Annotated in this window: 29 protein-coding genes; 16 read left to right on the top strand and 13 right to left on the bottom strand. The window is 59.3% G+C overall.

Going from position 1 to position 25,105, the window contains the following annotated elements:
• Positions 1 to 318 precede the first annotated feature (318 nt).
• On the top strand, positions 319 to 660 hold the full coding sequence (locus GOV79_RS15580) for an ArsR/SmtB family transcription factor (RefSeq protein WP_170790441.1): 342 nt from the start codon (positions 319 to 321) through the stop codon (positions 658 to 660).
• A gap of 7 nt (positions 661 to 667) precedes the next feature.
• Here GOV79_RS15580 and GOV79_RS15575 read toward each other — a convergent pair whose 3' ends face one another.
• The gene (locus tag GOV79_RS15575; protein WP_170790440.1) at positions 668 to 1,789 is read right to left on the bottom strand and encodes a zinc ABC transporter substrate-binding protein; all 1,122 of its coding nucleotides are present in this window, start codon (positions 1,787 to 1,789) and stop codon (positions 668 to 670) included.
• 93 nt (positions 1,790 to 1,882) lie between these two features.
• Here GOV79_RS15575 and GOV79_RS15570 point away from each other — a divergent pair, with 93 nt between their 5' ends.
• The 4 genes from GOV79_RS15570 to GOV79_RS15555 all read left to right on the top strand — a co-directional run bounded on the left by GOV79_RS15570 (position 1,883) and on the right by GOV79_RS15555 (position 4,108).
• Positions 1,883 to 2,362 (top strand): Fur family transcriptional regulator, encoded by a 480-nt coding sequence (locus tag GOV79_RS15570; protein ID WP_170790439.1) that lies wholly within the window; start codon positions 1,883 to 1,885, stop codon positions 2,360 to 2,362.
• On the top strand, positions 2,341 to 3,102 hold the full coding sequence (locus GOV79_RS15565) for a metal ABC transporter ATP-binding protein (RefSeq protein ID WP_170790438.1): 762 nt from the start codon (positions 2,341 to 2,343) through the stop codon (positions 3,100 to 3,102). The genes GOV79_RS15570 and GOV79_RS15565 overlap by 22 nt, the downstream gene beginning before the upstream one ends.
• Positions 3,102 to 3,896: a metal ABC transporter permease gene (locus GOV79_RS15560; protein ID WP_170790437.1), complete on the top strand. Its 795-nt coding sequence runs from the start codon at positions 3,102 to 3,104 to the stop codon at positions 3,894 to 3,896. The genes GOV79_RS15565 and GOV79_RS15560 overlap by 1 nt, the downstream gene beginning before the upstream one ends.
• A 74-nt stretch (positions 3,897 to 3,970) precedes the next feature.
• Positions 3,971 to 4,108: an entericidin A/B family lipoprotein gene (locus tag GOV79_RS15555; protein WP_170770051.1), complete on the top strand. Its 138-nt coding sequence runs from the start codon at positions 3,971 to 3,973 to the stop codon at positions 4,106 to 4,108.
• Between the two features lie 1,078 nt (positions 4,109 to 5,186).
• On the opposite strand, the gene GOV79_RS15550 is transcribed toward GOV79_RS15555, so the two are convergent.
• Together GOV79_RS15550 and GOV79_RS15545 are read right to left on the bottom strand one after the other, a co-directional pair.
• On the bottom strand, positions 5,187 to 5,636 hold the full coding sequence (locus tag GOV79_RS15550; RefSeq protein WP_237215606.1) for a hypothetical protein: 450 nt from the start codon (positions 5,634 to 5,636) through the stop codon (positions 5,187 to 5,189).
• Positions 5,637 to 5,752: 116 nt separating this feature from the next.
• Complete coding sequence (locus GOV79_RS15545) at positions 5,753 to 6,067, bottom strand: hypothetical protein (protein ID WP_237218038.1); 315 nt, start codon at positions 6,065 to 6,067, stop codon at positions 5,753 to 5,755.
• A 191-nt stretch (positions 6,068 to 6,258) separates the two neighbouring features.
• Between GOV79_RS15545 and GOV79_RS15540 the strand changes: the two genes are divergently transcribed.
• Positions 6,259 to 7,206 carry an aldo/keto reductase gene (locus GOV79_RS15540; protein WP_170790436.1) on the top strand — a complete coding sequence of 316 codons (948 nt, stop codon included), beginning with the start codon at positions 6,259 to 6,261 and terminating at the stop codon, positions 7,204 to 7,206.
• 34 nt (positions 7,207 to 7,240) lie between these two features.
• On the opposite strand, the gene lepA is transcribed toward GOV79_RS15540, so the two are convergent.
• Together lepA and GOV79_RS15530 are read right to left on the bottom strand one after the other, a co-directional pair.
• Complete coding sequence (gene lepA / locus GOV79_RS15535) at positions 7,241 to 9,040, bottom strand: translation elongation factor 4 (RefSeq protein WP_170355008.1); 1,800 nt, start codon at positions 9,038 to 9,040, stop codon at positions 7,241 to 7,243.
• 86 nt (positions 9,041 to 9,126) lie between these two features.
• Entirely contained in the window at positions 9,127 to 9,627 is a 501-nt protein-coding gene (locus GOV79_RS15530) for an RNA ligase family protein (RefSeq protein ID WP_237218037.1), read from the bottom strand.
• Here GOV79_RS15530 and GOV79_RS22380 point away from each other — a divergent pair.
• The 3 genes from GOV79_RS22380 to GOV79_RS15520 all read left to right on the top strand — a co-directional run bounded on the left by GOV79_RS22380 (position 9,586) and on the right by GOV79_RS15520 (position 11,232).
• Positions 9,586 to 9,831, top strand: coding sequence for a hypothetical protein (locus GOV79_RS22380; protein WP_237218043.1), 246 nt, complete (start codon positions 9,586 to 9,588; stop codon positions 9,829 to 9,831). The two genes, GOV79_RS15530 and GOV79_RS22380, sit on opposite strands and share 42 nt — an antisense overlap.
• An 84-nt stretch (positions 9,832 to 9,915) precedes the next feature.
• Positions 9,916 to 10,224, top strand: coding sequence for a hypothetical protein (locus tag GOV79_RS15525; protein ID WP_170770048.1), 309 nt, complete (start codon positions 9,916 to 9,918; stop codon positions 10,222 to 10,224).
• A gap of 66 nt (positions 10,225 to 10,290) precedes the next feature.
• Entirely contained in the window at positions 10,291 to 11,232 is a 942-nt protein-coding gene (locus GOV79_RS15520; protein WP_170790435.1) for a LysR family transcriptional regulator, read from the top strand.
• Here the strand turns inward: GOV79_RS15520 and GOV79_RS15515 are convergent.
• Entirely contained in the window at positions 11,229 to 11,672 is a 444-nt protein-coding gene (locus GOV79_RS15515; protein WP_170790510.1) for a low molecular weight protein-tyrosine-phosphatase, read from the bottom strand. The two genes, GOV79_RS15520 and GOV79_RS15515, sit on opposite strands and share 4 nt — an antisense overlap.
• A gap of 28 nt (positions 11,673 to 11,700) precedes the next feature.
• Between GOV79_RS15515 and GOV79_RS15510 the strand changes: the two genes are divergently transcribed.
• Both GOV79_RS15510 and GOV79_RS15505 read left to right on the top strand, forming a co-directional pair.
• Positions 11,701 to 12,396: an NAD-dependent deacylase gene (locus GOV79_RS15510; RefSeq protein WP_170790434.1), complete on the top strand. Its 696-nt coding sequence runs from the start codon at positions 11,701 to 11,703 to the stop codon at positions 12,394 to 12,396.
• 61 nt (positions 12,397 to 12,457) lie between these two features.
• Positions 12,458 to 13,066, top strand: a complete 609-nt coding sequence (locus GOV79_RS15505; RefSeq protein ID WP_170782814.1) for an HdeD family acid-resistance protein — start codon at positions 12,458 to 12,460, stop codon at positions 13,064 to 13,066.
• Positions 13,067 to 13,142: 76 nt separating this feature from the next.
• On the opposite strand, the gene GOV79_RS15500 is transcribed toward GOV79_RS15505, so the two are convergent.
• From GOV79_RS15500 to meaB, 4 genes are all read right to left on the bottom strand, one after another.
• Positions 13,143 to 13,616, bottom strand: coding sequence for a copper chaperone PCu(A)C (locus GOV79_RS15500; RefSeq protein ID WP_170790433.1), 474 nt, complete (start codon positions 13,614 to 13,616; stop codon positions 13,143 to 13,145).
• A gap of 44 nt (positions 13,617 to 13,660) precedes the next feature.
• The gene (locus GOV79_RS15495) at positions 13,661 to 14,011 is read right to left on the bottom strand and encodes a hypothetical protein (protein ID WP_331252654.1); all 351 of its coding nucleotides are present in this window, start codon (positions 14,009 to 14,011) and stop codon (positions 13,661 to 13,663) included.
• 399 nt (positions 14,012 to 14,410) lie between these two features.
• Positions 14,411 to 14,698, bottom strand: a complete 288-nt coding sequence (gene rpmB, locus GOV79_RS15490) for a 50S ribosomal protein L28 (RefSeq protein ID WP_170326827.1) — start codon at positions 14,696 to 14,698, stop codon at positions 14,411 to 14,413.
• 231 nt (positions 14,699 to 14,929) lie between these two features.
• Positions 14,930 to 15,901 carry a methylmalonyl Co-A mutase-associated GTPase MeaB gene (gene meaB, locus GOV79_RS15485; RefSeq protein WP_170790432.1) on the bottom strand — a complete coding sequence of 324 codons (972 nt, stop codon included), beginning with the start codon at positions 15,899 to 15,901 and terminating at the stop codon, positions 14,930 to 14,932.
• Positions 15,902 to 16,166: 265 nt separating this feature from the next.
• Here meaB and hrpB point away from each other — a divergent pair, with 265 nt between their 5' ends.
• From hrpB to GOV79_RS15470, 3 genes are all read left to right on the top strand, one after another.
• Entirely contained in the window at positions 16,167 to 18,599 is a 2,433-nt protein-coding gene (hrpB, locus tag GOV79_RS15480) for an ATP-dependent helicase HrpB (RefSeq protein WP_170790431.1), read from the top strand.
• A gap of 89 nt (positions 18,600 to 18,688) precedes the next feature.
• A complete protein-coding gene (locus GOV79_RS15475; RefSeq protein WP_170770042.1) occupies positions 18,689 to 19,147 on the top strand; it encodes an NUDIX hydrolase in 459 nt (152 codons plus the stop codon).
• Between the two features lie 92 nt (positions 19,148 to 19,239).
• Positions 19,240 to 20,718, top strand: coding sequence for an inorganic phosphate transporter (locus GOV79_RS15470; protein ID WP_170790430.1), 1,479 nt, complete (start codon positions 19,240 to 19,242; stop codon positions 20,716 to 20,718).
• Here GOV79_RS15470 and GOV79_RS15465 read toward each other — a convergent pair.
• Both GOV79_RS15465 and GOV79_RS15460 read right to left on the bottom strand, forming a co-directional pair.
• Positions 20,715 to 21,689 (bottom strand): 2-dehydropantoate 2-reductase, encoded by a 975-nt coding sequence (locus tag GOV79_RS15465; RefSeq protein WP_170790429.1) that lies wholly within the window; start codon positions 21,687 to 21,689, stop codon positions 20,715 to 20,717. The genes GOV79_RS15470 and GOV79_RS15465 overlap by 4 nt on opposite strands.
• A 66-nt stretch (positions 21,690 to 21,755) precedes the next feature.
• Positions 21,756 to 22,718, bottom strand: a complete 963-nt coding sequence (locus GOV79_RS15460) for a pirin family protein (protein WP_170790428.1) — start codon at positions 22,716 to 22,718, stop codon at positions 21,756 to 21,758.
• Between the two features lie 292 nt (positions 22,719 to 23,010).
• Between GOV79_RS15460 and GOV79_RS15455 the strand changes: the two genes are divergently transcribed.
• Both GOV79_RS15455 and GOV79_RS15450 read left to right on the top strand, forming a co-directional pair.
• Positions 23,011 to 23,490, top strand: a complete 480-nt coding sequence (locus GOV79_RS15455; protein WP_170770038.1) for a peptidase associated/transthyretin-like domain-containing protein — start codon at positions 23,011 to 23,013, stop codon at positions 23,488 to 23,490.
• Positions 23,491 to 24,090, top strand: coding sequence for a ferric reductase-like transmembrane domain-containing protein (locus GOV79_RS15450; RefSeq protein WP_170790427.1), 600 nt, complete (start codon positions 23,491 to 23,493; stop codon positions 24,088 to 24,090).
• On the opposite strand, the gene argF is transcribed toward GOV79_RS15450, so the two are convergent.
• Complete coding sequence (gene argF, locus GOV79_RS15445; protein ID WP_170790426.1) at positions 24,087 to 25,013, bottom strand: ornithine carbamoyltransferase; 927 nt, start codon at positions 25,011 to 25,013, stop codon at positions 24,087 to 24,089. The genes GOV79_RS15450 and argF overlap by 4 nt on opposite strands.
• Positions 25,014 to 25,105: the final 92 nt, after the last annotated feature.

The raw sequence follows: 25,105 nt of genomic DNA, 5'->3' as shown, positions 1-25,105 counted from the left end.
GGAACCTGCCTGCTTTGCTATGGATCGGGACAATACCCGAAGAAACGTTACCCGAGTCTTAGTGCTGCCACTGAGGGGCTGCAAGGGGGGCCAAAGACTTCTGTATCTTCTTGTGCAAATGAGACCGTTCGGACTCGAAAAACACGCATCTTGCACACAGAGCCTCACAATAATGTGCAAGCATTATCCCATCACGTCATTTTGATTCATGCATATGGGGGCAATTGGTCAAAATACAGGCAGACGGCCTCCGCACAGCGGAGATCATTGAAAATCGAAAACACTCGCCCGTCGACCGGGCCCTCAAGGAAAATATAAATGGCACTGCCCCAGATTTCACAGGATATGTCACCTCAGAACCTCGAACAGATCGCGGGGAACGCAACGGACGCGTCGAACTTCCTGAAAGCCATTAGCCACGAAGGGCGGCTGATGATCTTGTGCCATTTGGTCTCTGGCGAAAAATCGGTCACCGAACTGGAAGAACTTTTGTCGGCGCGACAAGCCGCAGTGTCCCAACAACTGTCTCGCCTGCGTCTTGAGGGGCTGGTCGCGCCCCGACGCGAGGGCAAGGCGATCTTCTACCGTTTGGCAGATGATCGCCCCCGCCGGATGCTGGAACTTGTTTACGAGCTGTTTTGCACCGAAGAAGCAGCCTAAGCGCGGCTCAGGACCCGCTGGCACAATTCACGTAACCCTGTGCCATCCCCAATAGCATCGCCGAGTAATGATCGGTTCCGGGGGTGACGTCGACGCCAAGCGGGTCCAATTCATAAACTCCGGCCCCAGAACCTTCGATCGCTGTCTCGACAAGGCGCGTGTCGTATTGAGGTTCGGCGAAGGCACATTGGATTGAATCCTCTGCTACCTTCTCTTGCAGCGCGGCCAGTCGCGCAGGCCCAGGGTTGGACGCGTCGCCGAGACTTACGGAGCCAGATGTTTGCAGTCCAAAGCGGTTTTCGAAATACTGATAGGCGTCGTGGAACGTAATAAACCGGTGATCCTGCATCCCAGCGATTTTTGTAGCGATCTGGGCTTCCAACTCAAGCAGCTCCGCATTGGCGCGCTCTGCATTTTCCCTGTAAATGGCGGCGTTCTCCGGGTCTGACGCGGCCAGCGTCTCAGCAATGACATGGACCCAAACACGCCCGTTTGCAGGGTCGAGCCAGGCATGCGGGTCGACGCCGTCATGATCATGACCATGGTCATCGTGGTCTGCGTGGTCGTCATGATCATCGTCGTGGCTGGCGTGATCATCATGATCCTCGTGCGCCGCGTGCTCATCATCTTTGTCATGACCGTCATGATCGTCATGTCCCGCATGTTCTTCATGATCTTTGTGATCGTCATGCCCGGCGTGATCGTCATGTTCTTCGTGTTCATCATGCGAATCGTGACCATCGTGGTCTTCATGTTCGTCATGATCGTGATGGTCATCTGCAACCACGTCGCGGAATTCATACAGCACCGTACCTTCCGCATCCAACAAAGTGACGAGGCGCGCATCGCCAGACAGTGCATCCAGCGGCTTCTCCATCCATGGCGTTAGCTCTTCGCCGACCCAGAACACGACATCGGCAGATTGCAGCGCCCGCGCTTCGGATGGGCGCATGGCGTGGTCATGCGGCGAAGATCCGGCCGGGATGATCAACGCGGGCTCTCCAACACCGGTCATGACCTGCGCGACCAACGAATGAACAGGCGCAATATCCGCCGCCACTTTGGGCGGTTCGGCGACCGCCTGACTTGCCAACACAGAGCCCACAGCACAAAGAACTGACCGTCGCATAATTACCCTCGAATGATATGTTATTACATTTCTAGGTCGCTTGATATGCCCGACGTTATAACATATCAAGCCAAAAATAATTCGGAGCACCGGATGAGCACCGTCGGTTTCAGACAGCACGATCACGCCCATTGCGTACATACCGCCCTCGCCCAAGCCGAGGCGAAATGCAAAGCAAAACGTTTGCAATTTACGCCAGTTCGACGGCGTGTTCTTGAGATTTTGCTGGAAAAACACAAGGCTATGGGGGCTTATGACATCCTGGCCGTGCTGGCCGCAGAAGGCATGGGGTCACAACCCCCCGTGGCCTATCGGGCACTTGATTTTCTGGTGCAACACGGCTTTGTCCACCGCATTGAGCAGCTCAATGCCTATGCAGCATGCGCGCACCCCACCCATGAACACGTACCCGCCTTTCTGATTTGTCGGTCTTGCAAAGCGGTCGCCGAAACCGAAACCGAACTAACGCAGGGCCGTCTGGGCGTTGCCGCAAACACATCCGGCTTTCAAATCGAACGCGTCGTAGTCGAGGCAGAGGGCCTGTGCCCGGAATGTATTGGAACACAGGCGTGACGACCCCTCTGATCACTCTAAAAGACCTGACGATCCGGGTGGATGGGCGCACAATTCTGGAAAACGTCAACGCATCGGTGTCCGAGGCTGAGATCGTGACGATTGTCGGCCCGAACGGATCGGGCAAGTCAACCTTGTTGCGCGCCATGATCGGTGCGATCCCGCCAGCAGAAGGAACAGTCCACCGTGCGCCAAACCTGCGCATTGGATATGTCCCTCAGAAATTGGCTTTGGATGCGGCCCTGCCGATGACCGTTCAGCGTTTCCTCGGCCTACCCCGACGGGTCTCGGCACAAGAGGCCGTTCAGGCCCTTGAATTGGCTGGTGTACCGGATCTCAGAAACCGGCAAATGACCAAACTGTCCGGCGGGCAGTTCCAGCGTGTCCTTCTGGCCCGCGCCCTTTTGGAGAAACCCCAAGTGCTTCTGCTGGATGAGGCCACGCAAGGGTTGGATCAACCGGGCGCCGCGGCCTTTTACCAAAGGATCGAGCAGGTGCGCCGCGATATCGGCTGCGCAGTCGTCATGGTCAGTCACGATCTGCACGTGGTCATGGCGGCTTCGGACCGGGTTCTGTGCCTGAACGGACATATCTGCTGTGAAGGGTCGCCGCGAACGGTTGCTGATGCGCCTGAATACCGTGCGCTGTTCGGCAGTGGCACCAAGGGGACCATGGCGCTCTACCAGCATCAGCACAGCCATTCGCATGACCATGATCACTCGCATGATGAGGCACATTGATGCTGGATGACTTCATGGTGCGCGCAGCGCTGGCTGGTGTTGGCGTGGCGATTGCCGCGGCCCCTTTGGGTTGTTTCGTCGTTTGGCGCCGAATGGCTTATATGGGAGAAGCCACGGCCCATGCGTCGGTCCTTGGGGTCGCGCTGTCGCTAGCTTTCTCGCTTCCGCTTCTGCCCGCGATCCTGGCCTCGGCCCTTACCATGGGTTTGGCCGTAACGTTGTTGCGCGGCAAAGGTTTTGCCATGGACACTTTGCTGGGCGTCATCGCACATACCGCGCTGGCGGCAGGTCTGGTGACGGTGGCGCTGTTGTCAGATGTACGTCTTGACCTGAACGCTTTTCTGTTTGGCGACATTCTGGCCGTGACCAAAGGGGACCTTGCCACCATCTGGATCGGAGGAGCGCTGATCCTGACAGTGATGACACTCAGGTGGTCTGCTTTGCTGGTCGCCACGCTGAACCCCGATCTGGCCTATGCATCAGGCATCGACCCCAAACGCGAGGAGCTTTGGCTGACCCTCGCCATGGCGCTGGCCGTTGCAGTCGCAATCAAAGTGGTTGGCATCCTGCTGATCGCCGCACTGTTGGTCATTCCGGCAGCCGGGGCGCGGTCGCTGGTCAAAACCCCGGAAAGCATGGCTGTTTTCGCCGCCGTGATCGGGTCCCTCGCCGCTTTGGGTGGGCTCGGCGGTGCCTATCTGGCCGACACACCGGCGGGTCCCAGCATCGTCTGTGCCGCCGCTATAATCTTCCTGCTGACCGCGCTTTTTGGCCCTTTCATCCGCAAGGACTGATTCCGCTGCAAAACGCTGGTTTCGCTTTTGAAAAACTGCTAGGCACGGCATAGCAAACACCTATGGAGACACAGATGATCCGCACCGCTCTGATTGGACTGACCCTGCTGGCCCTGACCGCCTGCGAAACTGCAAAAGGCGTTGGTCGGGATATCGAGAAAGCTGGGGACGCAATTACCAACACGGCAAGCGACGTTCAGGAAAACATCTGATCCCCTCCATTTTGGGGCAAGAACTTTGCCGCCCTCAATATATTGTTGAATGATCCAGCATATCGTGGCTATAATAGATCCACAGGTGCATAGACGCGGCATTGCATATCTGACACGACGTTGGGGTTCTTGTGGTCACACAAGAACCCCTTCTCGCATTTGGCGAAAGGTAAGTGGCAGCCTGATTGCCCAATAGCCTGGGAAAAGGAAAAGGCGTCAGGTGCGCAGACGCGGTCTTTGCATGTGCCCTTGCGGAACACTCCTGACGCCTTGCCGGTTCGGCACACCCGAGGGACGCACCGTTCCAGTTGTCTCGGCCCCCGCAGGAACCGCGACCACCGTGCCACGCTCGTGAAAGCGCGTCACAGCCCGCATCAACCATCTGATAAGGTTTCGAAACGGTCCGGCCATGATGCCCGGACCACCTTGAAACCAGCCGGTAACCCGCTGCGATCACAGAAAAACCCGAAAGTTCCCCATCATCCGCGTAGCCCCTTTGGCCTTTGCGTCCCGCCGTGACCCCTAAAGGCCTTGGCGATAACGAAACTGTTACATCCGATCCGCAGTCCGGCAAGAAAATAGCACCGCAGCATGAAAATTAGCCGTGGATAAAGTGTTGATATCCGCAGGGATGAATTTGTGGACAAGTCTGGAAACCCAGCCGCGAGGGGCTGTTGAGTACGGAAAACTCCCGTTTGTGAAAAATGGCCTCCTTCGCACCCGTTTCTGCACCCGCAAATGGGTTTCCTGAAGGTGCAGAGGCAGAATCACGTTGCCAATCCGAATCAAACCGCGCAATTCGACCTGAAAAACCAGAGAGCTCGGGCGACAGCATCGAACCACTGCAACACCGCGCTGAAGGTCGCGGGCCCAATCCCCTGCCGCCAAGAGACGCTGCGTATCTGGCGGAAAGGAGCAAAAGCCTGTTGCATGTGGGGCGCGCCGCCGCCCGAACCGCCTCCTCCCTGCGGAGACGGGTAGTCCTGAGAAGCGCCCTGACCCGGCCGGAATTACCTACTACGCCGCGGCATACCTTAGCAGCCGGTACCCCCTACAGCCCGTCCGAGTCAGGGTCGCTTCAGTTCACCTGCCGTTCCAGAACGGTGCTGTAGGTCGTTCCACGACGCAGGCTACGGAAATCCGCGTAAATTTTGCCGTCCTCATACCGGGCATCAATAAGCGCATTCACACCGATCTCGGGGTTGGCCGAGCTTTCGACGATGCTGATCCGGGTCGGGTCATCCAGACTGATGGTGCCAGTCGCGTCCATCACCCGCCAGGTCTGAGCCGCATTCGGACGCCACTTACTGGGCCCCCAAAACACATTGTCCTGCTGCTTTTGGATATCCAGAACCCACTCGGCGTTGTTGAACCGAGGCGCGTCCCCGGTCGAGGTCCGGTTCGGCCCGACGGCGGTATAGCTGCCCGTCCACGTCCCGCGCAGGTCCGGCGTATCGGCTGCGGCTGCGGTGGCAAGGCTGAGGCTCGTGGCCAAAGCGGCTGCTCCGGCAGTCATAAATCTGGTCATGGTCTCTCCTCCGTTTGTGTCCGGGCCGATGCTGGCCTGCTCAACAGATTGGGAGGAGGCGGACACGTTACAACATTTGTGAAGGAAGCTTCATGAAGGGTTTAGATTGCGGTTAATCAGGCCCACGCCAAGGCGGTTCCGGCGACAACCAAAGCAATCCCGATTCCTTCGCGCATCGAGAAATTTTCACCGAACAGGAAGAACGAGGCGATGGCGATCAGCACAACCTCGGCCCCCAGAATGCCGGTATAGATGATGCCCAACCGCTCCTCGCGCAGCGCGGCAAGCTCCAGCGTTGCGGCGGCCAGCAGGGTTGCCACGATCAACAGGCTAAGGCCGAGGCCGGGGATTTTCCACCAGAACTTCATCGAGATCATGGCAATGGAATAGAGACCTGCCGATCCGAGGGCGATTATGGGGACCATGGACATAGGGGCCTCCTGCCGAAGTTGCCGCTAGGTCAACACTAACAAGTTTTAAAAAGTTGGGCTGTGAGCTGGATCACAGATTCGGATATCCTGTTTGGATTTCAAGTGATTTTACTCAGCCCTCAAGCTTGAAGTGCATAACGGTCCCGCTGAATATTCATATATTCTGATTCGAATTTTCAGGGAGGGGAGCCATGACGACGTTTCACGAAATCGGTCTAACCGGGGTGCGAATTCCTCGAATTGGTTTTGGGTCAACAGGGATAGGTAGCATTCCGCAAATTTATGGCTACGAAGTTGATGAGAATAGGGCGCGAGAAACCTTGCGTACAATACTTACCCGCCCCGACGGGTTTATCGATACCGCCCGCGGCTATGCCATGGGCCGGAGTGAAGACCGCATTGGGAGCGTAATTCGTGAACTCGGTGGTTTGCCAGAAGGCTGTGTATTGTCCACGAAAATCGACCGCGACATGGAGACGAGCGTGTTCGACGCTACCCAAGCTAGGCGATCGCTAGAGCAAAGCTTAATGGCACTCGGCGTAGACAGCGTCGACATCCTTCACCTGCACGACCCGGAATACGCTGGTGATATGTCAGAGATCACGCGCAGCGGAGGTGCGCTGGACGAATTGTTCAAAATCAAAGAGGAAGGCCTTGCAACTGCCGTTGGTTTGGCCGGCGGACGGCTGGACGTCCTGTCGCCTATGTTGCGCGACTGGGACTTCGATGTCGTGATGACGCATAACCGGCACACACTTGTAAACGTGAATGCTTCGCCCCTAATCGAACAAGCCGTTTCCAAGGGTGTCACCGTCTTAAATGCAGCACCCTACGCGGGAGGAATTCTGGCAAGAGGTAGCGCGGTTCACCACTTTTACGTTTACCGGCCAGCAACAGAAGAAATGCTCGCGCCTGTGCGCGCGGTCGAAGATATCTGTGCCCGATACGACATTCCAATGGGCGCGCTGGCGCTGCAATTCTCGCTTCGAGATGCAAACATTGCTTCAACAGTTTGCGGGGTGACGTGGCCCCAGCATGTAAACCAAACGCTTGAGTGGGCCGATTGGGACATACCTGAGGCGGTCTGGACTGAACTCACCGACCTCGGACAATCGGACGCCGATCCAGAATCCGCGTAAACTTAGACAAACCAAGAGGAAGAAATGGACAGCCTTAGCTGTCCATCTTCAACGCCGAAATAAACGCCTCTTGCGGGATATCGACCTTCCCGAATTGGCGCATTTTTTTCTTTCCCGCCTTCTGCTTGTCCAGCAGTTTGCGTTTCCGGGTGGCGTCGCCTCCGTAACACTTGGCGGTCACGTCCTTGCGCAGGGCCGAGAGGGTCTCGCGGGCGATGACCTTGCCTCCGATGGCGGCCTGGATCGGGATTTTGAACATGTGGCGTGGGATCAGGTCTTTGAGCTTTTCGCACATCGCCCGGCCCCGCATCTCGGCCCGGTCGCGGTGAACCATGGTTGACAGTGCATCGACCGGCTCGTCATTCACCAACACCGACATCTTGACCAGATTGTCCTCTGTATAGCCGGTCATCTGGTAGTCGAAGGATGCGTAGCCCTTGGTCACCGATTTCAGACGGTCGTAGAAGTCAAAGACGACCTCGTTCAGCGGCAGGTCATAGACGACCATCGCGCGGCTACCTGCATAAGTCAGGTCCAGCTGGATACCACGGCGGTCCTGGCACAGTTTCAGCACGTCGCCGAGGTATTCGTCGGGCACCAGAATGGTCGCCTTGATGCGCGGTTCCTCGATATGGTCGACCTTGGAGGGGTCGGGCATGTCGGCAGGGTTGTGCAGCTCGATCATCTCGCCGTCTTTCATGTAGACGTGATAGATCACCGACGGCGCGGTGGTGATGAGCTCGATATCGTATTCACGTTCGATCCGGTCGCGAATGACCTCAAGGTGCAACAGCCCAAGGAAGCCGCAGCGGAAGCCAAAGCCCAGCGCGGCCGAGGTCTCCATTTCGAACGAGAACGAAGCGTCGTTCAGCGCCAGCTTGTCGATCGCATCGCGCAGGTCTTCGAATTCGGAACTGTCGACGGGGAAGAGGCCGCAGAACACCACCGGCTGCGCGGGTTTGAAGCCGTCCAGCGCGTCCTCAGTCCCGTTGCGGTCATTGGTGATGGTATCCCCGACGCGGGTGTCGCGGACCTGTTTGATCGAAGCGGTTAGAAAGCCGATCTCACCGGGGCCGAGGCTGTCGACCATCTCCATCTCGGGGCGGAAGACGCCGACGCGGTCCACATGATGGAGTGTCCCGTTCGACATGAACTTGACCCGCATCCCCTTTTTCAGCGTGCCGTCCATGATGCGGACCAGAACGATGACGCCGAGATAGGCGTCGTACCAAGAATCCACCAGCATCGCCTTGAGCGGCGCGTCCAGATTGCCCTGCGGCGCGGGCAGTTGCTGCACGATGGCCTCAAGCGTCTCGTGGATGCCCTGCCCCGTCTTGGCGCTGACCTGAATGGCGTCTGTTGCGTCGATGCCGATTACATCCTCGATCTGTTCGGCCACGCGGTCACAATCGGACGCGGGCAGGTCGATCTTGTTCAGCACCGGCACGATCTCATGATCGGCGTCGATGGCTTGGTACACATTCGCCAGCGTCTGCGCCTCGACCCCTTGGGTCGAGTCCACAACCAGCAGCGAGCCCTCGACCGCGCGCATCGAGCGGCTGACCTCATAGGCGAAATCCACGTGGCCGGGCGTGTCGATCAGGTTCAGCACATATGCCTCGCCATTGTCGGCGGTATAGTCGATGCGGACCGTGTTGGCCTTGATGGTGATGCCACGCTCGCGCTCGATATCCATGCTGTCGAGCAGCTGTTCCTTCATGTCGCGATCCTTGACCGTTCCGGTCTCTTGGATGAGCCGGTCAGCAAGGGTGGATTTGCCATGGTCGATATGCGCGACGATGGAGAAATTGCGGATATGAGCGAGGTCTGTCATAGCGACGGGATATGGTTCGAAAACGGGCGCTGGTCAAGGTGGGACAGCCCCCTTCGAACGCCTTTGTTTGCCGGGCTTGCAGCTTGTCAGGCTAGCTCGTTTTTGACCAGTTTGGCATTCATCCAATGCGTGTCACTTTGCACATGATCTTCGCGCACGTATTTGCCTAGGTGGGTTGGCGTATCCTGTTCCGCAAATGCAGCCGTATCACGAACCACGAAACCCTCTTGCCTATCAAGATCAAGTTCGGAAAGAACCGTACTGACAACCTGATCCGAAAACGGACCGCGATACAATTCCGGTACGGGAGCGATCCCAAGCTCGACAAAGCGCAAAAGGGTCGCATCCCAGGCCTGAACTTCCTCCTGCTTGATCCACGCAAAACCAAGAAAATAGGATGGTAACGCGCCATACGCGATAGAGTGGCGCGCAAAGAGATATTCGCCAATTATGCGCTCGTCCCCGGCCAGTTGAGGCGAGATACCAGCCGCAAAAGCTTTCATCCAATCGCGCGACGGATGATACCGGGCATCGAGGCTGCGGGGATGGCAACCCTGGTTGTGAATAGTCGTATTCTCACCGTCCATTTTCTCGGTGAATACAACCTCATTTGCGGCGCCCAGCCCGTCGACCTGCGCATGATTTTGTCATCGCTGGTGGCTCCGGGGGATTGCGGCAGGTGGAATGTACGGCCGTATTTCTTAAGCATTGTGTTCTCAAATCCGATGGCTTGCCTTAGCAAATGCGACTTCGTTCCCCTGCGCAATCACAATTTTGAAACGCCCGATTGATCCCGAATCCAGTTTGATTCATACTCCGCCAAAGGCCGAGAGGGGCGCAAGATCCCTCCGGGCAGGCAAAAACGAGGCTCGAGCATGAAAAAGTTCCTCCTGATCGCATTCTGCGCTGCATCTGTGGCAACCACTCCGCTGGCCGTCGGGGCCGCTCAGATCAAACAGGCATGTCTGGCATCCGACCGTTCGGCAGCGACACGCGACCGATGCAGTTGCATTCAGCGCGTGGCCGATCAGGCGTTGACCCGCAGCGACCAAAAGACCGTGTCGAAATGGTTCGCTGATCCCCATAAGGCGCAGGAGTTGAAGATGTCGCGCAGCGCGCGCGATGATGCGCTTTGGGATCGGTATCAGAATTTCGGCCAGATGGCGCAGGCGATCTGTAGCTAAACACCTCAGCATCCTTGACCTGACCCGTCCTGCGCCGCAGAAAAGGCGCAGTGAAAGGGGTGTGCGATGGTGATAAAAGGGCTGACTTTGCGGGGCCTTGAAGTGTTCGAGGCCTTGGCGCGCACCGGTTCGGTGGCGCAGGCGGCCGAGATCACCGGGCTCAGCCAGCCATCGGTCAGCCAGCAATTGCGCAATCTGGAAAACGCATTGGGCACCGAACTGGTCGACCACGGACGCCGACCAATGCGGCTGACGCAGGCCGGGCGCAGCTTTCTGGCCCGCGCCGAGACCGTTCTGGCCGAATTGCAAATGGCCCAGAGCGAATTGACCGTGATGGATCTGGGCCATCTGACCACCCTCTCCATCGGGTTGATCGACGATTTCGACAATGACCTGACGCCCCGGCTGGCGACATTGCTGGCCGACAGCCTGACGCGTTCGAAATTCAAGCTGATCACCCTGCCAAGCCTTGATCTGTTTGCCGAGCTCGAGGCACAGCGCCTGCACCTGGCCGTCTCGGCCCATTCCGGTGAAGTGCTTGAGGGCGTGGCCGAATACCCGCTGGTGCAGGATCCGTTCATTCTGGTCACTCCCAAAGGAGCGCAGGATGCGGTGCAGACGCTTCCGTTTCTGCGCTACGCCCGTGAACAGCTTATCAGCCGCCAGATCGAGGCACATCTGGCCCGCCAGAAGCTAGAGTTCGAGGAACGGTTCGAGATCGGCTCGCATCTTGCGCTGATGGCAATGGTCGCGCGTGGCCTCGGCTGGGCCATCACCACGCCCTTGGGGTTCATGCGCGCCGCCCGGTTCCATGAAGGGCTTGAGGCGCACCCTGCCCCGTTTGGGGATTTCTCGCGGATGATTTCCCTGTTCACCCGCACTGACTGGTCCGATCAGGTCCCGCAAGAGGTGGCCGACATGATGCGCCGCCTGATGCGCAGCCAGATCGTGGACCCGGCGCTATCGCAACTGCCATGGCTGGAGAGCCGGCTAAAGGTGATGGGCTAAGCGCGCAGATGCGTCTCAAGGCCTACGACGGCCGCTTCGATCAGGTCCAGCGCTCCGTCGAAATCGCGGGTATAGTAAGGATCGGGCACATGGTCCGCACCAGATTGCGGTGCAAAATCGGTCAGCAAACGAACCGGGGTGTCGTTGCCCGCAGGCCGCAGATCCTCGATATTCGCGATGTTGTCGGCATCCATCCCGATGATCAGATCGAACCGGTGGAAATCCTCGGCCACGAATTGCCGCGCCCGTAGATCGTCCAGCTTAATCCCGCGCGCCCGCGCCGCTTTTTGCATCGGCCCATAAGGCGAATCACCGATATGCCAGCCCGAGGTCCCGGCACTGTCGGTGACAAAATGGGGCGCACGGGTACGAAAAGCACCTTCGGCGGCAGGAGAACGGCAGATATTGCCCAGACAGACAAACAGGATACGGTGGCTCATGAGGCAAGGTGTAGCGCGTGAGGCAAAGATGGGAAAGATCGTCATTCTGACAGGTGCCGGGATTTCCGCCGAAAGCGGTTTGGGCACATTTCGCGACGAAGGCGGTCTGTGGTCCCAGCACCGGATCGAAGACGTCGCCACGCCCGAGGGCTTTGCACGTGATCCAGCGTTGGTTCACGGCTTTTACAACGCCCGCCGTATTCAGGCTGCCAAAGCGCAGCCCAACGCCGCCCATCTGGCGCTCGCCCGCCTGCAACGCGACTTTCCGTCGGAGGTTGTGATCGTCACCCAGAATGTTGACAACCTGCACGAGGCTGGCGGGGCCGAAAACGTCCTGCACATGCACGGCACGCTTGCAGGAGCACTCTGTGCCACTTGCGATCATCGCTGGACTGCCCCACCCGAGATGTCCGTGGGCGAGGTTTGCCCGGCCTGCACCGCCCCCTCTGCCCGACCCGACGTGGTCTGGTTCGGCGAGATGCCGTATCACATGGACCTCATTTACGACCACTTGGCAGGGGCGACCGTTTTTGCATCAATCGGCACGTCGGGCCAGGTCTACCCGGCAGCTGCATTCGTACACGAAGCTGCCTTGGCCGGAGCGCGAACGGTTGAACTAAACCTTGATCCCTCGGATGGCGCCTCGCGGTATGATGAAGTCATTCTGGGCCCAGCCACTCAGATCGTGCCGCAGTGGGTCGACGGATTGCTGACACATTCCTAACCTGCGGTTGAAAAACGATTTATTTTGGGGCTGAATAACCTTGCCAATACCGGAGGCCCCAATGACCGACCCGAACAACCCGCAGCCAGAGATCCTTGAGGCACACAGCATGGACAGCCGCGATGCGCTGGGCGATCAACTGGCCAATCTGTGGTGGACCTTCCTGCTGCGCGGCCTTCTGGCAGGCGCGCTGGGAATTGCAGCGCTGTTCTGGCCCACGGGTAGTATCGCACTGCTGCTGCGGCTGGTGGGGGTGTTGCTGGTATTGGATGGCGGCCTCACCCTGCTGGGGTTCGGGCGGCGCGGCCTGATCGGCGGTGTTGGCGTCGGCGCGCTGCTGATCGGTCTGGTACTACTGATCTGGCCCGAAGGCGTCGCGCGCTTGACCTTTTTCCTGCTAGGCGCATGGGCGCTGATCGTGGGGATCGGCGCGCTGATGGCGTGGCGACAAATGCCCGAACGCAACCCAGATGCGGGGACTGTTCGCAATTCGGGGATCGTTGCCCTAATCATCGGGCTGGTCCTGTTGTTTTGGCCCGGTAGTGGTATGGTCGCGCTTGGCTGGGCGATCGCCTTCTCAGCCCTGGCCTTCTCTGCCGTCATGTTCTTTCTGGCAGCGCGCTTCAAACGCGCCCATGACCGGGTCGCCCCGCGTGTCGTTAACCGCTAAGGCGCAAACAGGCCGGGTTTTACCCGGCCTGACGCATGGATGACGGCCGCATCGCGGCCCGAAGACAGGCGTAGGCCTAGTTAGAATGCGACCCTTGGCCGCCCGTATCGTGACGTTCCAAATCGACGGGAACCTCGATCACGACCTCACCGGCTTTTTCGAAGATCAGCGTCACAGGAACCGTCTCACCTTGTTCGAACGGAGCGGCAAGTCCCATGAACATCACATGGTCGCCGCCGCGTTTCAGCATATGCGACTCGCCCGCCGAGATCACAAAGCCTTCCTCAACATGGATCATCTTGGCAACGCCGTTTGCATCGATCTCGTGGGTATGCAACTCGACCCGCGCCGCCGCGTCGGATTGCACACCGATCAGCCGGTCCTCGGCATCGCCACTGTTTTTAATCACCATAAAGGCCGCCCCGGCCTTGGCTGCTTTGCCAGCCGAACGCGCATAGGCATCCTCGACCGAGATAGTTTCCTGCGCCATAGCCACGGAAGCAAAGGTAACGGCGGCCAGCACCGCCGTGAATTTGGATGAAAAGGGCATTGCGCCTCTCCTGACTTGAGAATTTGAACGAACTGATTTTGCGATCAAATACCGGCCGGAGGCGCGCGCGCCGGATGACGTGGACGGGGTGCCGCGATCAGATTTCCGCGCGTGCGTGCCGGCACGGCAACCTTGGGGCGCGGCGCAGGCGGAACGTCCACATGCGGCGCGTCAATCGCCCCCAGCAATGTCAGCGCATAGTCCGGACAATAGTGCGGCGGTTGCGTCGGTTGTCCTTCGGCGTCCATATAGACGACCACCGGCCCTGTGCCCGTACACAGCACCATCTGCCCTACAGCGGCGTCCACCCCGCGCGAGGCCGCAACGCTCTGACCGGTCAGGACAACCAGCAGCGATAGCATGTAAGGCAAGAGATATTTCAGAACGGGTCTCACTCTGACCCACGGTATAAGCCCGAGGGAAAGCGGGCTTCAAGCACAATCGGCAGCGCTAGAAGCCCTTGGTTTAAAATGAACCGTCAACGGTCCAGTTCCGGTCGTTTTACGGACCCTTTGGTCAAGCTCGTATGCAGCCGGTTCACCTGACGTTGCATCCGAAAACCTGTCCCAAAGGTATTGCCGAAAAAACCGGTCAACAGGGCAAGAAAATCGTAGGATTTGAAAGACATGAGAGTGAACTCCGCCAGATGAATATGACTTAACTTAACCCTACGTCAGCCAACTGTATGTGAACATTGTCACGCTGGAAGTGCTTTTCTCATAATGTCTTGACTGTAAACGAAAAGACCCCGCACCGGACAGGTGCAGGGTCAAAATTCGCAGATAGGAAAAAGCTTAGGCGGAGGCCTGTGCCTTAGCGATTTCTTTTTTCACTTTCAGCGCGTTGGCCGACAGCTCTTCGTCCTTGGCTTTGGCCAGGAACGCGTCCAGACCACCGCGGTGGTCGACCGAGCGCAGCGCAGCCGCCGAGATGCGCAGCTTAACGCCGCGGCCCAGAGCTTCGGACTGCAAGGTGACGTCGTTCAGGTTGGGCAGGAAACGACGACGAGTTCTGTTTTTGGCGTGGCTGACATTGTTGCCAGTCATCGGGCCTTTTCCGGTCAGTTCGCAACGGCGCGACATGGTTTCTTCCTTTGTTTCTGGAGGCCAGGCAAAACGCCCTCGGCCAAATCACAAGGGGCACAACCCGAAGTCGCGCCCGAAAACTGGTTGGATGCGTTTAGTGGGAATCGCCGAGAGGGTCAAGACGGATCAACGGAATTCTTTGACTTTGCTGCATGACGCCGGGGCGCTCCAGTCACATCATGGTTTTGTCAGGAAAATTCGCAAAAAGAACACCCCACTGATAGCCCCCTAAACCAGATGAGACAGCATCTGTTGCGCAGCAGCAGCCGGGCTGAGCACCCCTTGCGCGACTTTGGCATTCAACGATGCCATTTCAGCTTTGGCCTCGGGCGTTTCCAGCCTGGCCAGCAGGGCATGGCGCACCTCCTGATCGAACCAGAAACAGGCTTGATCGGACCGGTTCGCTGCCCATTGACCTGTTTCACGGCGCCATTGGCTAAGCGCCTGCATCTCGACCCAAGCCTGTTCCAACCCGTGTTCTTCGACGGCTGAAACCGTCATTGCCTTGGGAAAGCCCTCAGGGTCCTGCGGGCGCTTGCGCAACAGCCGCAATGCTCCCGCATAATCTGCGCAGGTACGGGTTGCAGTAGCCTTGAGGTCCCCATCCGCCTTGTTGACCAGAATCATATCCGCCATTTCCATGATGCCGCGCTTGACCCCCTGCAACTCGTCCCCGCCCGCCGGTGCAAGCAAGAGCAGGAACAAGTCCGACATCTCGGACACCACGGTTTCGGATTGCCCCACGCCAACGGTCTCAATCAGAACCACGTCGAACCCTGCGGCCTCGCACAGGGCGATGGCCTCGCGGGTGCGACGGGCCACACCACCCAGATGGCTTTGGCTTGGGGACGGGCGGATAAAGGCGGCGCGTTCGCGGCTCAGACGCTCCATCCGGGTCTTGTCGCCTAAAATGGACCCGCCGGACCGGGCCGAGCTGGGATCGACCGCAAGAACAGCAACGCGCAGCCCCTGCCCGATCAACATCATGCCGAAGCTTTCGATAAATGTGGACTTGCCAACGCCCGGCGTGCCCGACAGCCCGATGCGCAGCGCCTGCCGCCCGGAATTGGCCAGACGCGCCAATAGTTCACCCGCCTGCGCCCGGTGGTCAGCACGGCCGCTTTCGACCAAAGTGATCGCGCGGGCCAGCGCACGCCGGTCCCCGTCCAAAATCCTGTCACTCAGGTTGTCTATGTCCATTTTCGTCCCAACCTCCTGCGGCTCCACTAATTGCCGTCGCCACAGCCGATTTGTCCAGACCGGACTGTGCGAAGACCCCGCTGGATGCCAACAAACTGCGCTGTTTTTGTGACCCTGGCGTCTAGTTTCTGTCCCCTTCACCGTCGCTGCTCAGGCCCAGCGTGCGGACCCGCTTTGGGTAAAGGCGTGCGAGATAGGCCTCTCCTCTGACGAAACCGGTGCAGAGGAACTGGACGCCGCCCGGCGCTTGGCGGATAAAGCCTGCATGACTCGACTGCCAATCGACGACGCCATTCCTGAACTGCTGGCTGCCCTAAAATCCGCAGGGCGGGCCGTACTGCAAGCGCCTCCGGGCGCGGGTAAGACGACACGGGTCCCTCTGGCGATGCTCGAGGCGGGGTTGTGTGGCGGCAAGATCGTGATGCTGGAACCGCGCCGTCTGGCCGCCCGTGCGGCAGCGGAACGCATGGCCGAAACGCTGGGCGAACGTGCGGGGCAGACGGTGGGCTACCGGGTACGGGGCGAAGCGAAGGTGTCGGCCAACACCCGGATCGAGGTCGTGACCGAAGGCATCCTGACCAGGATGCTACAATCCGAACCCGACCTGCCCGGCGTTGGCGCGGTGATCTTTGACGAATTCCACGAACGGTCCCTTAATGCCGATTTGGGACTGGCGCTGTGCCTTGAGGTGACAAGCGCGTTGCGCGACGATCTGATCCTTTTGGCCATGTCTGCCACGTTGGACGCCGAACCTGTCGGGCGGTTGATGAACGCGCCACTAATAACCTCGTCCGGCCGCAGCTTTCCGGTTGAAACACGCTGGCTGGACCATCCTTTGGGCACGAAGGCGCGACGGCTGGATGCTCTGGTCGATCTGGTGGTGCAGGCCGAACGCGAAACAACCGGCGGGATGTTGGTTTTCCTGCCAGGCGAGGGCGAGATTCGCCGCGCCGAAAACGCCTTGGCCTGGCGCTTGCCCGATGTGTGTGTTGTGCGCCCCCTATTCGGCGCGATGCCCTTCGCCGCCCAACGCATGGCGATTGGTCCGGTCGAGACGGGGCGCAAGGTCGTTCTGGCCACGTCGATTGCCGAAACCTCTCTAACCATTCCCGACATCCGCGTTGTGGTCGATATGGGACAGGCACGGCGGGCGCGGTTTGATCCGGGATCAGGCATGTCGCGGCTGGTAACGGAACGGGTCACACGCGCCGAGGCAACCCAACGCACGGGCCGTGCCGGACGCGTGGCTGAAGGCGTTTGCTATCGCCTGTGGTCTAAGGGCGAAGACGGCGCGCTGGCCGCTTACCCACCGGCCGAGATCGAGGCAGCCGACCTGACCTGTCTGGCGCTGGAACTGGCGCTTTGGGGGGCGGAACCGGGCGATCTGGCCTTTCTGACCCCTCCGCCCGAAGGCACGATGTCTGAGGCCCGCGCCTTGCTGACCATGCTGGGCGCACTGGACCGCAAGGGGCGGATCACCGATCACGGTCGCGCGCTGGCCGCCCTGCCCCTGCACCCAAGGCTGGGACATATGCTGGAACGTGCCGGGCCGGACGCCGCCGCTCTGGCCGCGTTGATGGCCGAGCGCGACCCGCTGCTTGGCGCGCCTGTTGATATGTTGTTGCGGCTTGAGGCCTTGCGCGACCCGCGCGCATTTCAACGCAACCGCGTCTGGCAAGTAAATACGGGTGCGCTTGATCGCATCAAGGCCGAGGCCAAGCGGCTGCGCAGCAAGGGCAGCCCATCCGACCTGAGCCCCGCCGCCATGGCCGCGCTGGCCTATCCCGACCGCATCGGCCAACGCCGCAAAGGCGATGAGCCGCGCTATGTCTTGTCGGGTGGCAAGGGAGTGGTGCTGGACAGCACGGACACCCTGGCCGCAGCCCCCTATCTGGTTGTCACCGACACCGACGGCAATCCGCGCGAGGCGCGCGTGCGCATGGCTGCGCAGATCTCGGAACGTGAAATCCGTGATCTCTTCGCGGATCAGATCGCCTGGGTCGAAAGTTGTGCGTGGTCCAAACGCGACCGCCGCGTCATCGCCCGCAGGCAGGAACGGCTGGGCGCGATTACCTTGGATGACCGTATCTGGAAGGACGTGCCCGACGAAACCTTGGCACTGGCGATGTTGGACGGTGTCCGCGACCTCGGACTGCGGCTCGAAGGGGCCTCCGCCCGGCTGGCGGCGCGGGTCGAACTTGTCCGCGCCGAAGGTGCCAACCTGCCCGATTTCTCACCCGAGGGGTTGATGAAAACTCTAGAAGACTGGCTGCTGCCCATGCTGTCAGGCGTGCGTTCGGCCGAGGACTGGAAGCGGTTTGATCTGCTGCCTGCCCTGCGTGTACGGCTAGACTGGACCCAGACGCAGGAACTGGACCGACGTGCGCCGGGCGCGTTTCAGACGCCGTTGGGCCGCAAGGTACCGATTGATTATGGCGGGGCGATCCCGGAAATCTCGGTCCGGTTACAGGAACTGTTCGGTGTCACGCGCCATCCGGTTGTCGGAGGCGAACCGCTGAAGATCACCCTGCTGTCCCCGGCCCAACGCCCCATTCAGATCACACGCGACCTGCCGGGGTTCTGGGCGGGCTCCTACGCTGATGTCCGAAAGGACATGCGCGCGCAATACCCCAAACACCCCTGGCCCGAAGACCCCACACAGGCCGACCCAACCTTGCGTGCGAAACGACGCAATTAGGCCTGCCCCTCCGGTTTATTGAATATATCTTCTTTCGTTGTTATTTGACCGCTTGAGGAGGCGCTCGGGCAGGCCGGCGTAAAAAATACATGTCACATTGGTTGCGAAATACCTGGGAGGAGATCCTTCGCCCCCTGTTCCTGCGTCCCCGCAGGGTGCAGGTCGCAGCGTTGTGCACGCGCCAAACCGATAGTGGGATCGAGGTGCTACTGATCACCAGCCGCGACACCGGTCGCTGGATCATCCCAAAGGGCTGGCCCATGGATGGCAAAGACGGTGCGGAAACGGCTGCGCAAGAGGCATGGGAAGAGGCCGGCGTTCAGGCCGCACATATCCACCGGGACCCGGTGGGGCGCTATACATATGACAAAAAGCTAAACGACGGATCTTTGCTTCCGGTTCTGACCAGCGTGTACCGAATTGAGGTAGAGGAGTTGGCGGACGAGTTCCCGGAGCTCGGCCAGCGCGAGCGGCACTGGGTTCGCCCGTCCGAGGCGGCAGAGCGGGTGAACGAGCCCGAATTGCGTGCGCTTCTTCGTCGGTATTAACACATTCGCAAGCCCTGAAAGGGCAGAAGGTTGAATAGCAAGCCCGAACCTTGTATCGGCCTGCGCTAGCCCGCAACCACTTGCAAAACCCAATGACTGAAATCCACACCAACAGCCGATGGAAGGCGCTGGACAGCGACCTGCACCGCATTTCGCGTATTGAACACGCGAATGCGTTCGTTGCGCGCCCGCTGCTGGCCTCCGGCGTTGCGTTGGCCTTTGTGGTGTTGGCGGGATTGACCGCTGCAGTGTTGTTTGGGCAGGCCGACGGGCGTCTGGTTGTGGTCGCGGCCGCCGTATTCGGCGCCTATATGGCGATCAATGTGGGCGCCAACGATGTCGCCAACAACATGGGCCCCGCCGTGGGCGCCAACGCGTTGCCGATGGGTGTCGCCATCACAATCGCCGCCATCGCCGAAAGCGCAGGTGCGCTGCTGGCCGGGGGTGATGTCGTGACGACTATTTCGCGCGATATCGTACATCCGGATTCGGTCACAACAGAAGCGCACTTTATCTGGGCCATGTTGGCGGCCCTGATGTCGGCGGCGTTGTGGGTCAATATCGCCACTTGGGTGAGGGCCCCGGTTTCGACCACGCATTCGGTCGTTGGGGGCGTGGTCGGCGCAGGCGTCGCAGCCGCAGGTCTGAGCGCCGTGAACTGGAGCACCGTCGGCACCATAGCACTCAGTTGGATGGTCTCGCCCGTGATTGGCGGCGCGGTCGCCGCCATGTTCCTGGCTTTTATCCGCGCGCGCATTCTGCGCCAGGACAACAAAATCACCGCCGCGCGCCGCTGGGTTCCTATTTTGGTGGGGCTGATGGCAGGTGCTTTTGCGACCTATATGGCGGTAAAAGGGTTAGAGCGGGTCGTCCAAGTTGATCCTGTCATCGCATTGAGCACCGGTGGAGGTTTGGGGCTTGTTTTCTGGCGACTTACGATCCCATGGGTGCACAGGCGGACCCGCAACATAGAGAACCGCCGCCGGGCGATGAAATCTCTGTTTGGCCTTCCCCTGATCATCGCTGCCATTTTCCTCAGCTTCGCGCATGGGGCAAATGACGTGGCGAACGCGATTGGCCCTTTGGCCGGGATCGTCCACGTGTCTGAATTCCACGACCTTGCCGCCACGGTAGCCGTGCCGCAATGGATCATGCTGATCGGCGCGTTTGGGATCTCTTTCGGTTTATTCCTGTTTGGTCCGCGCCTGATCCGCATGGTGGGTACCCAGATCACGAAACTGAACTCGATGCGTGCCTTTTGCATCGCCCTCGCCACAGCTCTGACCGTCATTCTGGCCAGTTGGCTGGGCTTACCCGTGAGCACCACCCATATCGCTATCGGCGCAGTATTCGGGGTGGGTTTCTTCCGCGAATGGGAGACAGATCGCCGCTGGAAAAAGTCCAACCAACAGCGCCCGCCTGAACAACGACGTGCCCGCGAGGAACGCCAACGCCGCAAGCTTGTCCGCCGGTCGCATTTCATGACGATCCTTGGGGCATGGATGGTGACAGTACCCGCCTCGGCCGTCATGTCGGCGATGATCTTCGGCCTTCTGACGGCCTTCCACTAATCCACAGCGCGCCTGACCTGATCAACGGATAAAGGCTGATCCTGCGCCTCTTCGATCAAAGCCTGCACACCCGCGCAATAAGGCGTCGCCACGCCATGCTGCACTCCGAGGCGGATAATCTCGCCTTGCAGGCTGTCGATCTCGGTAACGCGCCCGGCCATCAGGTCATATGCCATAGAGGTGCGCGCATTAGGATCTATCGTCAGCATCCGCGCCGCAATTTTTGAAAACAACGGCGTCGGCAGGCGAAGAACATGCGGAATAGCCCAAGCAGGCAACGGTGTGGTCGATGCAACGGGATGATCCGCAGCCCTGAGAACAGCCAGAGCCTCGGCCATTTGGTCGGCCATGAGCTGACGCCAGTTCCGGTCCATCAACTGCTGTTTCAACGTCATCCCGGACAAGGCGTTCAGCGCATTGTTGAGGTTGATGACCAGCTTGCCCCACTGAACGGCCTCGATCCTGTCGTTTTCGACAACAGGCAATTCCGCAGATCCCAGCGCCTGCCCCAAACCTCCTGCGCCGGATTGGATGACAATCTCGCCCGAGGTGGCCCGGTGAAACCGCCCGCCCTCCATAGGAACAACGTTGAACGGCACCATTCCGGCGCGGACATCCTGATCGGGCAAGGCAGCGCGCAGTACACGCGCATTCTCGATCCCGTTTTGCCAGGACAGCACTACCGACTGCGGCGCATATTGCCCAATCAGCGCAGCCATATCTGCCGTCGCTCCGGATTTGACGGTGACGATGACCACCTCGGCATCTGCCATGCACACCGGATCCTCGGCTAGGGTCAAAGTGTCAATGTGCCGGTTCTGCCCGGCAAAATCCGTCAGGGTCAGGCCATGTTGCCGGATCGGGTCCAAAACGCGGGCACGCCCCAACAGAGTGACCTCGTGACCGGCACTAGCAAGCAACCCGCCGCAATAACACCCGATACTGCCTGCACCCGCTATGGCGATTTTCATGGCGCCCTCCCCTTCAGACAAGAATTGCCGGGATAGGCCACTGGGGCAAGGTCACGTGACGTTCCGTCACCGCGCCAATCTGGGCTTCGTGCGTACAAGCTGTTTAGAAATCTCGATATATTCGGCGTCATCTCCGGGGGGCAGTTGAAAAGCACCCTTCGCCCAATCGGCGGCCTGCCATTCCCGCGTGGCGGTCTCGATCTTTTCCTTCGAGGATGAGACAAAATTCCACCAGATATACCGATCTTGCCCCAATGTTGCGCCCCCTAACAGCATCAGCCGCGCCCCTGTTGGTCCTGCCCTGACCGAAAGGCGATCGCCTGGCCGGAACACCATCATGCGGCCGGCTTCGAAAACGTCGCCTGCAACCTCGACCGAGCCCTGTGTCACGTAGACGCCCCTATCCTCGTGATCGTCGGGCAAGGGAATGGCCGCGCCGGGGTCAAGTTGAACATCCAGATAAAAGGTTTCGGACAGCATGTTTACGGGGCTGGACGCGCCATAGGCCGATCCAAGGATGAGCCTCGCACTGACCCCTGTGTCCTGAATATGCTGCAACGCACATTGCTTGTGATGTTCGAAATCGGGGGCCATATCCTCGTGCTGTTCCGGCAGTGCGATCCAGGTCTGGATGCCGAACAGGCTGTGCTTTTTGCCGCGTGTTTCGGCGCTTGTGCGTTCCGAATGGGTCACACCGCGCCCCGCCACCATCCAGTTCACCTCGCCTGGATAGATCATCTGATGGGTGCCCAGACTGTCGCGATGTTCGAATTCACCCTGATACAGGTAAGTCACGGTACCCAGCCCAATATGCGGGTGCGGGCGCACGTCAATGCCACCATCGGTGATAAATTCCGCCGGGCCCATCTGGTCGAAGAAAATAAATGGTCCGACAAGCTGACGTTTTACCGAAGGCAGCGCCCGTCGCACCTCAAACCCGCCGAGATCGCGAGCCCGAGGAATGATCAGTGTTTCAAGCGCGGCGCTCTCAGACAGGCATTCGGGGCTGTGGGTGGGGTTCCAACTCATTCCGGTGTCCTCAGTTGCAAACGTAGGTTCTGTTCGTGGATGCAGCATATACCCCAAAAAACATCATTAATACTGCAATTTTTGCACATAACTAGTGCGCATTGCGAGTTACATCATTTCATTGCAATTATGTTATCACATACCATTCGTTTAGTCGCAGCAAAGAAACCCTGCTCCGAACGCCCAGAGGTGGCCCCCGCATCCTCGAGCCACTTCACAATTCGCATATCCTCCTCGGAATAAGCTGAGATCGTGCTAATTTATATCTAGCGTCAAACCGCAGGAGGATTGCATGACCGGTTCGCCCCTCAATCGTCGCTCTCTGATCGCAGGAGGCGGGGCTGTGTTGGCCTCGGGCCTTTTGGTTCCTGCTCGCGCCAAAGGGTTGGCGCCGACGCCGTCGATGCGCGGAGGATCGAACAACTATCGCCCCGGCGCTCCTGTGGTCGAACGGATTGGTGGCGGCGGGTTCTGGATGACGGGTACCGTGCGCCGCGCAGGTGACGGTGCCCCTCTGCCCGGTCAACGCATTCAAATCTGGGCGCACACAACCGAAGGTCATGAGCGCGACCCCCAAAGCCACGGCGCAACCTTAACCGACGCGGAAGGTGCGTTCCGGCTGGAGATGCCGCAGATCGTGCCTGCTTTTGGGCAACCGCATGGGCATCTGGCCTATGATAGCGGCGAATTTGAGACGGTTTTCCTACGCCCTGTGATGTCCAGTGCACGGGACAAAACCCTTGCGGCGCATTTCGTGTTGCAACCTATCTAAGTGGCTCGTCGCACCGCATTGGTCTGGGTGGCCTTGTTTGTTGCGCTTTTGGTGCCAGTCATTGCTGCTGGCTTCAGCCCCTATCTGGCCTGGCGAAGTCCTATCTACATCGTTGCAGGTTTCGCGGGGGTGCTGTCGCTGAGCTTATTGTTGTTGCAGCCGCTATTGGCCTCAAAAGCTCTACCGGGAGTAACGCCACTTCTCAGCCGCCGCCTGCACCGCTGGGTTGGCCTGATTTTGATCGGTGCCATCATCATCCACGTCGCCGGGTTGTGGATCACCAGCCCGCCGGATGTTGTAGATGCTTTGACCTTCACATCACCCACTCCATTCTCAGTGTGGGGCGTCATCGCCATGTGGACTGCATTCGTGGCTTGTGGGTTGGGCGTTTTGAGGCAGCGGCTGGCCCTGCGGTTTCGCATCTGGCGGCTTTTGCACACCGTTTTAGCCTCTGTGACAATTGCCGGGACCGTCGCTCATGCGCTCCTGATTGAAGGCACGATGGAGGTTGTGACCAAAGCCGCCCTATGTGGTTTGGTTCTGGTGACGAGCGTTTGGACGCTCGCCAGATTGCGAGTATGGGACCTGCGCAGGCGTTAGACGCCCAGACACCAGCGCATCACAGCCTTTTGCGCGTGCAGACGGTTTTCGGCCTCGTCAAAGATCACCGAGTTCGGGCCGTCCATGACCTCGGATGTCGCCTCTTCTTCGCGGTGGGCCGGCAGGCAATGCATGAACAGCGCGTCCGGCTTAGCATGTGACATCAGTTCGGTATTGACCTGATAGGGGCGCAGAAGGTTGTGGCGGCGTTCCTTGGCAGACTGGCTGTCATGCATCGAGACCCACGTGTCGGCTACCACCAGATCGGCGCCTTGGACGGCTTTGAACGGATCACGCTCGATCACGATCTGCGACCCTTTTTGGCGGGCGAATCCCATGAACTCTTCTTCGGGGTCAAGCTGTGGAGGGCCTGTGAATGTGAAGTCGAAGTCAAATTGACCGGCCGCATGAAGAAAGGATGCGCAGACATTGTTGCCGTCGCCGGTCCAGACCACCTTTTTGCCTGCGATCGGCCCGCGATGTTCTTCAAATGTCAGGACATCGGCCATGATCTGACAGGGATGGGTGCGGTCGGTCAGGCCGTTGATGACCGGCACGTCCGAGAATTCGGCCATTTCCGTAAGGATCGTCTCGTCAAAGGTGCGGATCATGATCATGTCGACATAGCGCGACAGCACGCGCGCGGTGTCGGCGATGGTTTCTCCGTGACCCAGTTGCATGTCTTTGCCGGACAGCACCATCGTTTGCCCGCCCATTTGGCGCACGCCGACATCGAAAGACACGCGCGTCCGGGTCGAGGGTTTTTCGAAGATCAGAGCAACCATCCGATCCTTGAGGGGTTGTTCATCATCAACGGCGGCTTTGGGGCGGCCAAGGCGCGCCTGTTTCATTGCGCCGGCTTGGTCGATCATAGCCCGCAGGTCGCTTGCTTCGGTTTTGTGAATGTCGAGAAAATGGTTCATTTCGTTTCGCTTTTGGCTTTTGGTTGCCGGGGGCGCTGCCCGTCGTCATTGGATCTTGAACCAATGGCGCCCGAATGGCGGCCCCCGAGGTA

This window comes from Ruegeria lacuscaerulensis (assembly GCF_013034745.1).
GTDB classification, from domain to species: domain Bacteria; phylum Pseudomonadota; class Alphaproteobacteria; order Rhodobacterales; family Rhodobacteraceae; genus Ruegeria; species Ruegeria lacuscaerulensis_B.
Note: the sequence above shows the minus strand (reverse complement) of the source record. Positions and strands in the feature narration are given on the sequence as shown.

Coding starts and splice junctions, on each gene's coding strand:
- GOV79_RS15580 (WP_170790441.1), top strand. CDS start 319: ATGGCACTGCCCCAGATTTCACAGGATATGTCACCTCAGAACCTCGAA.
- GOV79_RS15575 (WP_170790440.1), bottom strand. CDS start 1,789: ATGCGACGGTCAGTTCTTTGTGCTGTGGGCTCTGTGTTGGCAAGTCAG.
- GOV79_RS15570 (WP_170790439.1), top strand. CDS start 1,883: ATGAGCACCGTCGGTTTCAGACAGCACGATCACGCCCATTGCGTACAT.
- GOV79_RS15565 (WP_170790438.1), top strand. CDS start 2,341: ATGTATTGGAACACAGGCGTGACGACCCCTCTGATCACTCTAAAAGAC.
- GOV79_RS15560 (WP_170790437.1), top strand. CDS start 3,102: ATGCTGGATGACTTCATGGTGCGCGCAGCGCTGGCTGGTGTTGGCGTG.
- GOV79_RS15555 (WP_170770051.1), top strand. CDS start 3,971: ATGATCCGCACCGCTCTGATTGGACTGACCCTGCTGGCCCTGACCGCC.
- GOV79_RS15550 (WP_237215606.1), bottom strand. CDS start 5,636: ATGACCAGATTTATGACTGCCGGAGCAGCCGCTTTGGCCACGAGCCTC.
- GOV79_RS15545 (WP_237218038.1), bottom strand. CDS start 6,067: ATGTCCATGGTCCCCATAATCGCCCTCGGATCGGCAGGTCTCTATTCC.
- GOV79_RS15540 (WP_170790436.1), top strand. CDS start 6,259: ATGACGACGTTTCACGAAATCGGTCTAACCGGGGTGCGAATTCCTCGA.
- lepA (WP_170355008.1), bottom strand. CDS start 9,040: ATGACAGACCTCGCTCATATCCGCAATTTCTCCATCGTCGCGCATATC.
- GOV79_RS22380 (WP_237218043.1), top strand. CDS start 9,586: ATGGCAACCCTGGTTGTGAATAGTCGTATTCTCACCGTCCATTTTCTC.
- GOV79_RS15530 (WP_237218037.1), bottom strand. CDS start 9,627: ATGGACGGTGAGAATACGACTATTCACAACCAGGGTTGCCATCCCCGC.
- GOV79_RS15525 (WP_170770048.1), top strand. CDS start 9,916: ATGAAAAAGTTCCTCCTGATCGCATTCTGCGCTGCATCTGTGGCAACC.
- GOV79_RS15520 (WP_170790435.1), top strand. CDS start 10,291: ATGGTGATAAAAGGGCTGACTTTGCGGGGCCTTGAAGTGTTCGAGGCC.
- GOV79_RS15515 (WP_170790510.1), bottom strand. CDS start 11,672: ATGAGCCACCGTATCCTGTTTGTCTGTCTGGGCAATATCTGCCGTTCT.
- GOV79_RS15510 (WP_170790434.1), top strand. CDS start 11,701: ATGGGAAAGATCGTCATTCTGACAGGTGCCGGGATTTCCGCCGAAAGC.
- GOV79_RS15505 (WP_170782814.1), top strand. CDS start 12,458: ATGACCGACCCGAACAACCCGCAGCCAGAGATCCTTGAGGCACACAGC.
- GOV79_RS15500 (WP_170790433.1), bottom strand. CDS start 13,616: ATGCCCTTTTCATCCAAATTCACGGCGGTGCTGGCCGCCGTTACCTTT.
- rpmB (WP_170326827.1), bottom strand. CDS start 14,698: ATGTCGCGCCGTTGCGAACTGACCGGAAAAGGCCCGATGACTGGCAAC.
- meaB (WP_170790432.1), bottom strand. CDS start 15,901: ATGGACATAGACAACCTGAGTGACAGGATTTTGGACGGGGACCGGCGT.
- hrpB (WP_170790431.1), top strand. CDS start 16,167: ATGACTCGACTGCCAATCGACGACGCCATTCCTGAACTGCTGGCTGCC.
- GOV79_RS15475 (WP_170770042.1), top strand. CDS start 18,689: ATGTCACATTGGTTGCGAAATACCTGGGAGGAGATCCTTCGCCCCCTG.
- GOV79_RS15470 (WP_170790430.1), top strand. CDS start 19,240: ATGACTGAAATCCACACCAACAGCCGATGGAAGGCGCTGGACAGCGAC.
- GOV79_RS15465 (WP_170790429.1), bottom strand. CDS start 21,689: ATGAAAATCGCCATAGCGGGTGCAGGCAGTATCGGGTGTTATTGCGGC.
- GOV79_RS15460 (WP_170790428.1), bottom strand. CDS start 22,718: ATGAGTTGGAACCCCACCCACAGCCCCGAATGCCTGTCTGAGAGCGCC.
- GOV79_RS15455 (WP_170770038.1), top strand. CDS start 23,011: ATGACCGGTTCGCCCCTCAATCGTCGCTCTCTGATCGCAGGAGGCGGG.
- argF (WP_170790426.1), bottom strand. CDS start 25,013: ATGAACCATTTTCTCGACATTCACAAAACCGAAGCAAGCGACCTGCGG.